This window comes from Desemzia sp. FAM 23989, from assembly GCF_045528345.1.
Classification (GTDB): Bacteria; Bacillota; Bacilli; order Lactobacillales; family Carnobacteriaceae; genus Desemzia.
This window is the reverse complement of sequence record NZ_JBGQQT010000009.1, coordinates 27,323-39,169: the sequence shown is the minus strand read 5'-3', so window position 1 is coordinate 39,169 and position 11,847 is coordinate 27,323. Positions and strand designations below refer to the sequence as shown.

Genomic DNA, 11,847 nt, shown 5'->3' with positions numbered 1-11,847 from the left:
CTCTCCGTTTTAAGGAAGTTTAGTCTCTGCTGTCCACTTTTTCCAAAGACAAAATAATTTTCCCTGTGTTTTTATTGTCTTCCATATAGCGATGCGCATCCGCGGCTTCTTCAAATGGAAATACACGATCAACAATCGGATGGATTTTGTCAGCTGTAAACAGCGGCAATGCCTTCTCTGCAAATTCATGCGTTAATTCAGCTTTGTATTCATCTGATCTTGGGGTCAATAATGTCCCTATCAGGGAAACCCGTTTACCTAATAACGCACCTAGATTGACGTTTTCAACCGTTGCGCCACCTAAAACACCAATTAAAATCCAACGGCCGTCTACTTTGATGGACTTCAGATTTTTCTCCCAGTAAGAAGCTCCGATAAAATCTAAAATCAAATCGACCCCTTTACCGTCTGTCATTTCAAGAACACGTTCAGAAAAATCTTCTGTTTTGTAATTGATTGTTTCGTCTGCTCCCAACCTTTTACAAAAATCTAATTTTTCTGCTGAACCAGCTGTTGTGATTACTTTTGCGCCAGTCAGTTGTTTCGCCAATTGGACAGCAGCCGTTCCAACACCACTTCCGCCTGCATGAATCAATACAGTTTCTTCTTGTTTTAATTCACCTAACCAATACAACGTTTGGTAAGCTGTTAAAAATACTTCTGGTATGGCTGTCCCTTCTTCAAAAGTAGTTTCATCCGGCAGTACAATCGCTCGTTCAGCTGGAACCGTTACGTATTCTGCATAACTTCCCTCGTTCACTAAACTAGCTACTCGAGTTCCAGGTGTAAACTCCTTATTCGAGCTGTTATTTTCTTCCACCACTCCCGCCATTTCAACACCTAAAATAGGATATGGCGGTTTCAATTGTTGATTTTCACGCTTCATAATATCTGTTCGATTGATAGCCGTTGCTTTTACTTTTACCAGTAATTCACCTTTTTGAGGCGTTGGTTTAGCGCGCTCTTCCATAATCAATTCTGCTGCACTTCCTGGTTTTTTCATGCTGACTGCTTTCATAGATATCCCTCACTTTTCATCTTATCAAATACATCCACTATAACACGCTAACTTTCTTTTTTCTATTTAGAACTGATTACGCTTATACTTCAGAAAAACAAAAAAATACTCAGCTTTTACTGGGCTCGTTCGACCAGCTTGGACTAAGTACTTTTATCGGATTCTTTTTAACGGCGTTCGCCATAAATCACATTTAAACAAAACGCACAAGATTCATCATCGACTCTTCTTGAGCCATAGAATACGTTGCAGACATGAAAGCCGTCTTCATAGATTTTTTCAAGATTCAAACGAGATTTTGACATTTCCGTCTCGGCTGGTTCTTTACTAGCATCTGGTTTTTCCAAATCTGTCAATCGATCTCTCAGATGTTGATTTTCAATCCGTAATGAAGCATTTTCTTCAACCAATGCACCAATTTCATTTTTTAATTCTGAAATTCGATTCAACGCTTGGCCCGCATCATTCTCTAAACGATTGAAACTATCAAACAAAGTTTTTTTGTCCATCTTTTCACCCACGCTTATCATTGATCCTCCTTCAAAACAGAACGTTTCTTGTTCTATTCATTACTTTTTTACCGCGATTTTGCTGGCAAACGTGATGCGTCATTCATTAAACGAATCGCTAATTGCTCAAATATACCTTGAGCGTTGACGTTGCTTTCTAATTTTTTCTGGCTGGCTAAGATTTCTTCTATTGATGAAATAATGATCTTAGATGATTTATTATCCACGAATTGAGTCAATTCTTCTTGGTAGCGAGGAAAAGCAAGTCGAGAGGCCTCTGCATCGTAAGCTAGTCTTAATGCATCTCGGTAAATGAGCAGTAACAGTTCTAAAGCTAATTGGTACTGACTGCGTTCTTTAAAATGATTCATGATTGTCGTTTGAACAAAGACAAAACTCTGCTTATCTTTTTTAGCAATTTTCAAGAACCATTTCCATATGACTGGATGTGCATCCATGAACCATTCATCTTGACTCATTTCGTGAGCTTTCGCAATGTCATTGGTCAAATGTACCAGCAATGCTGCCTGGTTTTTGGATACCCCTTTATCTTCTAACTCTTGTTGCAAGATGTCTTTTGGAAGCGGAGAAAAGTGAATCAACTGACAACGGGATAAAATGGTCGGCAGGATCCGCTGCTTGGCAGTAGTCAATAAAAAGGCTGTCACATTTCCGCTAGGCTCTTCTAAAAACTTCAATAAGCTGTTCGCTGCACCCACTGTCATTTTTTCCACATCGCTGACAATAAAAACTTTCTGATTTCCTTCTACACCGCTTTTCCCAAATTCAGACTTCAAATAACGAATTTGTTCTACCTTGATCGATAGACCTTCTGGCTCAACTTCCACCACATCCGGGTGGTGCTGCTCAAATACTCTCGTACAATTTTGACACGTCGTACAAGGTATTCCATTTTGTTTATTTGGGCAAAAAAGCCCCGCAGCAATCCATAAGGCCAGCTCTTTCTTTCCCGTACCTTTTGCTCCTTCAAAAAGATAAGCATGAGCCAGCTTGTTGTGCTGCATTTTTTGCTGAAACTGCTGCATGAGTACAGGTTGGAGCCGATTTATTCTATTTTCGATTAGATCACGACCTTACTGTTCACTTTTGCTGTATTTAGGTTTCTTTCCATCCTCATTAGAAACGTTCAAATTGTTCGATCGGCATCACGAACACCGTAGCTCCACCGACTTCTACTTCAACTGGATAAGGAAAACTAGTCTCCATTGAAACATCAAAACTGGTTGGAGGAAGCATGTATTGTTCTCTTGCAGAACAATTTTCGCGAATAATGTCCAATACCTCATCCACTCTTGCTTCTTCTACCCCAACAATAAACGTAGTATTTCCAGCTTTTAAAAAGCCGCCAGTTGTAGACAATTTCGTTGCACGAATCCCTTTATCTACAAATACATTTGATAAACGGTTTCCATCTTTATCTTGAACGATCGCTAAAATAAGTTTCATCAGTAACCCTCTCCTACTCTATCTTAAAATGGTTAGTTATTTTTTCTATAATGGTATTATAGCAAACCTCAACAACTTGGTTTAGTTCTTGATCAGCATCGATCATTGTGATTCTCTCGGGATTTAAGTCGGCAAGCTTCAGATAAGCTTCACGAACTTTTTCGTGAAATTCTAATTTTTCTTGGTCCAAACGGTCAAATTGACGTTCTTCTTTTCCTTTATGGATCCGCTCTAAACCAACCTCAGCTTCAATATCTAAATAAAGGGTAAAGTCAGGCTCAATATCATTTGTCGCAAATCGATTGATTGAAGCAACTTCTTCCATTCCGATTCCACGAGCATAACCTTGATAAGCAAGAGAGCTGTCTACGAAACGATCACACAAAACAATTTCATTTCGTTCCAAGGCTGGAAGAATCTTTTCCGTTAAATGTTGTCTTCTGCCCGCAGCGTATAACAATGCTTCCGTTCGAATATCCATTTCTGTGTGTTCAGGGTCTAAAATAAGCTCTCGAATTTTTTCAGCGATCCGACTGCCGCCTGGTTCTCTTGTAGACAATATGTGCTGCTCCAAAGTTTGTTCTAATCTTGGAAGCAATTCCTTAATGACACTCGTTTTGCCAGCCCCATCCGGACCTTCTATGGTAATAAAGATTCCCTTCAACTTTAAAAACCCCTCAATCTTTTATCTTATTATCATTATACTGTATCTAAGCGTTTCAGTCTAACTGAATTCTTTGACAGAATAAATAGATAGACAATTATTTTTGTCTAGTCCCACAACGCGGTGTTTTTTATCTAAACTCATCTGCAAACTGACAATATCCGCTGACAGAATCCTTTGTCCTTTCAATACTAACGGAATCCCTGGAGGATACGGCGTAATATTTTGAGCAGCAATTTCGCCTTCACTTTCTGCTAAAGGTACTTTTTTTACAGCAGCTTTTTTCTGCTTCGCATACCCCATCTCTAAACTAGTTAACACGGGATAGTCAAAGTTCTGCTCCATTTTTTGCGCCTTTTCGTTAGGCACTCCTCGCGGCAAATGGAGTTCTTGAGTTGTTTTCAAAGAAACTTCGTCAGCTTTCAATAGTGGAAAAGTCAATAAAACAGCTTCAGGATCATTTTTTTCTGGATAAAGCCCTTGTTCTTCCAACAGCTGCGCCAACTGATCCCCGTTATGGTCAGGCCAGTGTACTCTTCCTTTTAGAGGATCATCGCTTTGCCAAAACTCCAATCCGCTTTCTTTGAACAACTCAATCCACCGATTGCGAGAAGCAAATGTCTCTTGCAAATCTTCTGCTGTAAATTGCGACAAGAAATAGCGAGCGTATTCCAGGCTTTGCATCAATAAATAAGAGGGGCTGCTCGACTGCAGCATATGCAAATAATGCTTTATATTTTGGTGTATTTGCTTAGGAAGCTGTTTTCCAATGTGCAAATATCCTGTTTGCGTTAGGGCAGGCAGCATCTTATGAGCAGACTGCACTACCACGTCTGCCTCTTGGTCTAATGCAGAAAGCGGGAATGGTGCACCTAGCGTGAAGTGAGCACCATGCGCTTCATCTACCAATACGATCGCTCCTTGCTGATGAGCGTAATCCATTACCTCTTTCAATTCAGCAGTTTGGCCATTATAAGAAGGATACGTCAAAATAAGTGCTTTTATGGAATCCGCTTTTTCAAATCCTGAGCGAATGTGAAGAAAGTCCCAACCTACAGCTTCCTTTTTCTCCGCTTGATAAGTAGGGGTAATAAAAATAGGTTCAGCCTCTGCCAACTCTAAAGCATGAATAACCGACTGGTGGCAGGAGCGATCGACCAATACCGCATCCCCTCTCGATATTGTTCCTAAAACCATCGCCAAATTTCCTACAGTAGAGCCGTTGATCAAATAGTAGCTTTGCTCGCTGTTATAGAAATCTGTCAGCAAATCCTGACTTTCTTTCAATACGCCCTCTGCTTCGTGCAAATAGTCCAAGCCGGATACTTCGGTTTGATCCATTGCCAATACCTGCTTCATGCAAGATTCCGCAGGCCAATTTACCCCATTCTTGTGTCCAGGAACATGAAAAGAAACTTTTTCCTGTTGGAGATGACTTTGCAATGCACAAAAAAGAGGACGGCGTTGTTGTTGAATACGTTTCTCTTGCTTCACAACTTTCACCCTCCTTATTTTTTCTTATTCTATTTAGTATTTCCCTGTCAAATCGCCTTTGATTTTACGTTCTCTGGCTTCTTTGAACAGGTAAAAATATTTCGCTTCCGCCAATTTAGTTTGCGCGAATAATTGCCCATCTTTCTCAATAGAAGAACGTTCGATTCTTTTAGACATCTCCCAATCTTCTCTCAACTTTTTCATTAGGAGCAATAAAGAATCATCGTATTCTTTGCGTAATCGATATTTTTTCTTCCATCCCATTTTATTTCCAACTTTCTGAACAAATCAAGGGTTGACTCTGCTTTTTAGACGCGTTGCGCAAGGCAGACTCTCTATGATTTCATTTTCTCTTTTTGTTGGGAAAAACCACCCAACTAAAAGAGAAAAGTAAACTCTATGAGAGTCTAAACGCCCAACTCCACGCTCTGCTCTTTAGACGAGCTACGCAGAGCAGGATTCCTATGATTTCGATTTTTTCTTTTTATTGGGAAAAACACCCAATGAAAAGAAAAAAGTCGAACTCTACGGAACCCTAAGCGCTCTGCTCCGCTCTCTTATATTTCGCGGCGTCCTTCTACGGCTTTCATTAACGTGATTTCATCGGCGTATTCGATATCGCTGCCGACAGATAATCCATGAGCCAATCGGGTAACTTTGATACCGGCCGGTTTGATCAAACGCGACAAGTAAGTGGCTGTCGCTTCTCCTTCAGCGGTGGCGTTGGTAGCCAAAATCACTTCCTGTACTTCATCAGACTGCAGTCTCTTCAATAAAGAAGGGATATTGATATCTTCAGGGCCTGTCCCTTCGATAGGAGATAAAATACCATGCAATACATGGTACAAACCATTGTAGTCTCTTACCTTTTCAATTGAGATCACATCTTTTGCATCTTCCACAACTAAAATCATGCTGCGATCACGAGCTTTATCCTGGCAAATCTCACAAGGATCTCCTTGAGTGATATGCCCACAAATAGAACAATAGTGCAAATCACGTTTAGCGCTGATCAAAGCTTTTGCAAAATCAGTGACGTCATCTTCATTCATTGAAAGAGTGTAAAAAGCTAATCGAGCAGCTGTTTTCGCACCAATTCCGGGTAATTTCATAAAACTATCCATTAATTTTGATATCGGTTCAGGATATTGCATGTCCATTTCCTTCCTCATTTACAAACTTTTGTTTCCTTTAAAAAAGGGATCCCGCAACGGCATCCCATTTCCTGCTTCATTTTAATCTTGCTGTTAGAATCCTGGCATACCTTTAGTGTACTTGCCCATAGAAGCTTCTGTTTGAGCTTCGATCTTAGCCAAAGCATCGTTTGTAGCTAATAAGATTAAATCTCCCAAAATTTCGCTGTCTTCAGGATCAATCACTTCTGGGTCAATTGAAATACCCGTCATTTTTTTGTCTCCCGTAAAGGTTACTTTTACTAAGTCCCCATTTGCAGAACCCACAAACTCTGTAGCGTTCAATTCCTCTTGAGCTTGTTGCATTTCTTTTTGCATCTTTTGCATTTTTTTCATCATACCTTGCATATTTCCCATTCCACCGCGCATATTAAAACTTCCTCTCTTATTTTAATCGTTTCGAACTTCGACGATGTCAGCACCGAACATTTGCATCGCTTGGCTGACGATTGGATCCTCTTTTTTTTCTGTTGTTTCTTCCATTTCTTCCTCATCCGTTGGAATCAATTGGTCTAAACTTTCCCAGTCACCATGGTTTCCACTATGAACAGGCGAATTTCCACTCGCTTTTTCTGTGTTTGGACTTGGTTGAGCAGGAGATGCTTTTTTTGCTTTCATTTTATCTTTGTTCTGTTTGATATAGGTACTTCTTATCGTAGGCCATTGTTCAGCCGGCACGCAGATCATTTGCGGCGAGTGGCCAATCAATCGACGTAAATACTCACTGACAGCTTCAATTAATTCGCTGTCGTCAGTAGCCTTTTGACACAAAATATCATATTCAAATGAAACAATCAAACCATTTGGACTAGCTGCAACTGGTGTAGAAGCTTTCATTACCGCACGTTGCGTTACTGACAACATATTTAACAAATCTGGCCAGACGTCTTTTAGTTGGACCAGATCGCCCTTGGTTGCTACTTCCAGTACTTTATAGATGGCTGTCGAATTGGGTTTGAAAGCTCCTTTGATAGGGGCTTTCGGTTTTTTCTTCGCTTTTTCGACTGGTTGTCCAGAGCCGTTTGCCAGAATGTCCTGCATTTTCTTTTTCATTTGTGCTAATTCGGCTTCTAATTCTGACATTCGCGGACTATCAGCAGCTGTTTCCATATTAGCTGCTGGTGCTTGTCCCAGATTAGGATTTGCGGTTGGCATTGCACGAAGCTGCGTTAATTTGACCGTTGCTACTTCAATGTAGACATCTGCATGACTCGTTAAGCGCATTTCACGTTGTGTTTCATTTAGCGTTGAGATCACTTCATAAAGCACATGCGAATCGATTGTTTTGCTTAACTCCATAAAATGCTCGTCTACATGAGCACTTTCCAAGATATCGGCTTTTTGCGGAGCTTGCTGGTAGACCAGCAAATCTCGACTGAACAGGATAATGTCCTCTACAAAGCGAGCCACATCTTTTCCTTCAGCAAGGATCTCTTGTACTAAGGACAACCCTTTTTCCGTATTGTGCTGAGTAATCGCATTGAAGAATTCAACCAACCGCTCTTGTGTCAAGCTGCCGGTAACAGCCATTGCATTTTCCATAGTGACAACATCGTCGCCAAATGAAATGGCCTGATCAAGAATACTCAATGCGTCACGCATTCCGCCCTCTGCTGCTCGGGCAATGACTTTCAGGGAATCTTCTTCAAAACCGATATTTTCCTGACCCAGAATATATTCCATTCGGTCACAAATATCTCTGACGGAGATTCGTTTAAAGTCAAACCGCTGTGTCCGTGAAATAATCGTTAATGGAATCTTATGCGGTTCGGTTGTTGCTAAAATAAACACTACATTTTTAGGCGGTTCCTCCAAAGTTTTCAGCAAAGCATTGAAGGCACCCGTTGAGAGCATATGCACCTCATCGATAATGTAAACTTTGTATTCTGCTTGTGTCGGTGCGTATTTGGCCTTGTCTCGGATGTCGCGGATTTCTTCGACACCGTTGTTGCTGGCTGCATCGATTTCAATAACATCATTTAATTGCCCCGTCGTGATCGCTTTACAGGTATCACATTCGTTACACGGTTCTCCATCTGATAAATTAGGACAGTTAATCGCTTTTGCAAAAATCTTTGCTGCACTCGTTTTTCCTGTACCACGAGGGCCAGTAAAAAGATAAGCATGACTCGTCTTTTCTTGAATCAAAGCATTTCTAAGTGTTTGAGTGATAGCCTTTTGTCCTGCAATATCTTGAAACCGCTGTGGACGCCACACTCGATAAAGTGCTTGATAACTCATCTTGCTTCTCCCTTCCTTTAACCACTGTACTAGATATTATTATACGGTAAATCGGAGCAAATTTAAACCATTCATGAGACTGTTTTTAAAAGGTTTACGATTTCCCGATACAAACCTATACTCTATAATCATTCAACCTTTTTAACCGTAGCCAAATACACTTCACGTTCCAAATACAGAGGGCAAGTATCACCTTCTTTAGAAATAGTAATCGGTTCTTTTGTTTAGCTTGCATAGTTAACAATCCACTATAAAAATTCGATTTTTTTATGAGATAGGGAACTGATAGTTAACATTACAACTTCGTAATTCTCTCTAATTGCGAGATAGAGGACCGTTAACTCATATTTCAATTCACTTATCCGCTCCAATTGTGAAGTAGAGGCTCATTAGCTCACATTTCAACTCGTTTATCCACTCCAATTGTGAAGTAGAGGCTCGATAACTATAAAACTTTACCACTCGAGGGTATTTTGATAAAGGCAACTATATTGGAACGAAAAAAACCAGCCGCATGAACGACTGGTGTTATGTTATAATATCCAATTTTTTTGAAAATTATTCTATGTACATACAGCACATGGTGAAGCAAACTTAGTGCTGCTTCCTTCCAGACCTGACACGATTCGTAAGTCCACCATTGCTATACGGCCTTTCGGCAATTCCAATTATACTAAATTTCTCCAAAGATATCCAGTCTTTTTCGAAAACAATTCTTTTTTTGTGTCCTTTATGACTCAAAAGCCCGTTAGGATATACTTAGTCCATTTTACGGTGCATCATTTTTTGGAACAGTTGATAGTTTTTATTTCCCCCAGATAAATTATATACCGATTCAAACCCCATATTCAGCAAAATATTTTGAGCAGCATTTCCCGTAACTCCTTTATTGCAATACGTTACTGTGGGAATCGCTTTATCCAGCTCGCCGATTCTGTCACGGAGTTCTGCTAAAGGAATATGCACGGCACCTTTCACCCGCGAAACCTCGTAATCCTTTTTGGAGCGTGTATCGATAATCTGCAAATTATCGCCTTTGTTTTGACACGCTACTAAAAATTCCGGCGTCATCAACGGATTGCGATTCAATGCATTATCCAGTCCCATCCCCGTATACAGCACAGGATCTTTTGTCGTTGCAAACGGAGGCGCATACGCTAAGTCCAAATGGAACAAATCTTCTGCTTTAGCTTTAAACGTGATCGCTGTAGCTAAGACATCGATCCGTTTATCCACGCCGTTCTTCCCTACAATTTGAGCGCCTAGAACTCTTTTTGAAGCTTTATCCGCTAATGCTTTGATCGTCAATTCTGTGCCGCCCAGGTAGTCGGCATGATCTGGTTTGATACTGTAAAGGACCTCTACGTCATATCCTTGTCGAGCTGCTTCTTTATCTGTCAAACCCGTTTGGCCAATGTGCAGGTCAAATACGCGATAAATGCCGGTACCGAGTATGCCGCGGTGTTCTAATTGACCGCCTGTTATCGCATCTCCGGCAATACGCCCCATTTTATTCGCTGTCGAACCCAGCGGACGGTAAAGAGGCTGTCCTGTAATAACTGAAAAACTTTCCGCTACATCTCCTACTGCATAGATATCAGGAATAGACGTCTGCATTTTAGGATTCACTTTGATTGCCTTGGACTCGCCTAAATCGATTCCGATTTCTTCTGCCAACTCCGTATTGGGACGCACGCCAGCCGCTAAGATAACCAGGTCTGTTTTTAAAGTCTGTCCTTTAGTGGTCACAAGCTGCTCCACTTTCTCTTCTCCCATAATCTCAGCAACCGTGTCCCCAAGATAAAGTTCTGCTCCATGTTCTGCTAAGTGTTCTTCCACTCGAAAAGCCATATCCGCATCCAAAGAGGGCATCACTTGATCAGAAAACTCCACTACACTGACCTTTATCCCTAGATTGGTCAACTGTTCAGTCATCTCCATACCAATAAATCCGGCTCCGATAATGACTGCTTTTTTGACAGAATGGTTCTCCATATAGTCTTTGATATGGCGCGTATTTTCTATTGTGCGAACTTGAAATGCATTGGAATATGTCCTTTTGTCAAATGGCGACGGAGTATAGGGTCTTGCTCCTGTTGCTAATACGAGTGTGTCGTAATGGTCCAGAAAAGCTTCGCCCGTTCTCAGATTGCGGACTTGGACCGTTTTATGATCTTTATCAATGCGAACCACATTATGTTCTGTTAATACGTCCACATTATAGCGTGTCTTGAACCATTGGGTATCACGCGGAGTCAATTTATCCATACTGCCCACTTCTCCTCCAATAGCATAGGGGATTCCGCAAACGGAATATGAGATATCTTTTCCTTGTTCATAGACAACGATTTCTGCTTCTTCTGTATTTCTTCTGGCTTTAGCCGCTACCGATGTTCCTGCAGCTACCGAGCCGATCACAATGATTCTCATCGCATTTTCCTCCTTAGTTAAGTGACACTGATTTCTTTTAGTGTAACTTACAATTCATAAAATTTGAAGAAACAAATGTACAAAAAAAAGCAACGTGACTAGTAGCTAGTTTTACGTTGCTGTTTTTTTACTTAATGCGTTTCTACATAAACTGACGTGCGTTTTTCCAAGTACTCCTGCAAGAAGCCAAATAAACTGCAGACGACCCAATACACAACGGCTACTAAGATGTACATCGTCATGTAATCAAATTCTCGTCCACCAACGATCTTGGCATTTTGAAACATCTCCGGCACTGTGATCATCGCTGCTAAGGATGTACCTTTGATAATGTCCAGCATCACGTTGCTCAATGGCGGAATCGCAATCCGAGCTGCTTGAGGAATGATGATCTTGCGCATAATAAAGGATTTTTTCAATCCAAGAGCATAAGCTGCTTCCCATTGCCCATGATCTACGGAAGACAGCGCTGAACGAATCGTCTCAGCAATATAGGCAGCAGAATTGATACTGAACCCAATCACAGCCGCTGTCACAGCATCAAATTGAATCCCTATAAAAGGCAATCCGAAGTACAATAAAAAAAGCAGTACCAGAGCCGGCGTTCCTCTCATAAAAGAAATGTAAAAGCGGGCGATCCATTCCAATGGTTTGATCTTCGATATCCGCATAATAGCCACAAAAAAACCAATGATCGTTCCAAAAATGGTGCTGACTAGAGCAATTCCAAGAGTGTAAGGCAATCCTTTCAGTATAAAAGGAATACTTTCTAACGCGAGTTGTGGATCAAAAATGTATTGCCATTGTATTCCAGACATCGTCTTTTTCCAA

General features: G+C 40.9%; 12 protein-coding genes and 1 other RNA gene. All 13 read right to left on the bottom strand.

Features of this window, described 5'->3' with window-relative positions; translation table 11 throughout:
* Positions 1–19 precede the first annotated feature (19 nt).
* The 13 genes from ACEN36_RS06905 to ACEN36_RS06845 all read right to left on the bottom strand — a co-directional run bounded on the left by ACEN36_RS06905 (position 20) and on the right by ACEN36_RS06845 (position 11,834).
* Entirely contained in the window at positions 20–1,018 is a 999-nt protein-coding gene (locus ACEN36_RS06905; protein ID WP_407096686.1) for an NAD(P)H-quinone oxidoreductase, read from the bottom strand.
* Between the two features lie 167 nt (positions 1,019–1,185).
* Complete coding sequence (locus tag ACEN36_RS06900) at positions 1,186–1,527, bottom strand: DNA replication initiation control protein YabA (RefSeq protein WP_407096741.1); 342 nt, start codon at positions 1,525–1,527, stop codon at positions 1,186–1,188.
* Positions 1,528–1,595: 68 nt separating this feature from the next.
* Positions 1,596–2,597, bottom strand: coding sequence for a DNA polymerase III subunit delta' (gene holB / locus ACEN36_RS06895; RefSeq protein WP_407096740.1), 1,002 nt, complete (start codon positions 2,595–2,597; stop codon positions 1,596–1,598).
* A gap of 67 nt (positions 2,598–2,664) precedes the next feature.
* Positions 2,665–2,994 carry a cyclic-di-AMP receptor gene (locus tag ACEN36_RS06890; protein ID WP_407096685.1) on the bottom strand — a complete coding sequence of 110 codons (330 nt, stop codon included), beginning with the start codon at positions 2,992–2,994 and terminating at the stop codon, positions 2,665–2,667.
* A 13-nt stretch (positions 2,995–3,007) separates the two neighbouring features.
* A complete protein-coding gene (tmk, locus tag ACEN36_RS06885; protein ID WP_407096684.1) occupies positions 3,008–3,658 on the bottom strand; it encodes a dTMP kinase in 651 nt (216 codons plus the stop codon).
* 60 nt (positions 3,659–3,718) lie between these two features.
* Positions 3,719–5,152, bottom strand: a complete 1,434-nt coding sequence (locus ACEN36_RS06880; RefSeq protein WP_407102279.1) for an aminotransferase class I/II-fold pyridoxal phosphate-dependent enzyme — start codon at positions 5,150–5,152, stop codon at positions 3,719–3,721.
* A gap of 33 nt (positions 5,153–5,185) precedes the next feature.
* The gene (locus ACEN36_RS06875) at positions 5,186–5,416 is read right to left on the bottom strand and encodes a YaaL family protein (protein WP_079650937.1); all 231 of its coding nucleotides are present in this window, start codon (positions 5,414–5,416) and stop codon (positions 5,186–5,188) included.
* Between the two features lie 293 nt (positions 5,417–5,709).
* Positions 5,710–6,306: a recombination mediator RecR gene (recR, locus tag ACEN36_RS06870; RefSeq protein ID WP_407096739.1), complete on the bottom strand. Its 597-nt coding sequence runs from the start codon at positions 6,304–6,306 to the stop codon at positions 5,710–5,712.
* Between the two features lie 93 nt (positions 6,307–6,399).
* The gene (locus ACEN36_RS06865) at positions 6,400–6,714 is read right to left on the bottom strand and encodes a YbaB/EbfC family nucleoid-associated protein (protein ID WP_407096682.1); all 315 of its coding nucleotides are present in this window, start codon (positions 6,712–6,714) and stop codon (positions 6,400–6,402) included.
* 21 nt (positions 6,715–6,735) lie between these two features.
* Positions 6,736–8,586, bottom strand: coding sequence for a DNA polymerase III subunit gamma/tau (dnaX, locus tag ACEN36_RS06860; protein ID WP_407096681.1), 1,851 nt, complete (start codon positions 8,584–8,586; stop codon positions 6,736–6,738).
* Positions 8,587–9,150: 564 nt separating this feature from the next.
* Positions 9,151–9,239, bottom strand: an RNA gene (gene ffs, locus ACEN36_RS06855) — signal recognition particle sRNA small type.
* Between the two features lie 106 nt (positions 9,240–9,345).
* A complete protein-coding gene (locus tag ACEN36_RS06850) occupies positions 9,346–11,016 on the bottom strand; it encodes an FAD-dependent oxidoreductase (RefSeq protein ID WP_407102282.1) in 1,671 nt (556 codons plus the stop codon).
* Between the two features lie 131 nt (positions 11,017–11,147).
* Positions 11,148–11,834, bottom strand: a complete 687-nt coding sequence (locus ACEN36_RS06845; protein ID WP_407102283.1) for an amino acid ABC transporter permease — start codon at positions 11,832–11,834, stop codon at positions 11,148–11,150.
* Positions 11,835–11,847 lie beyond the last annotated feature (13 nt).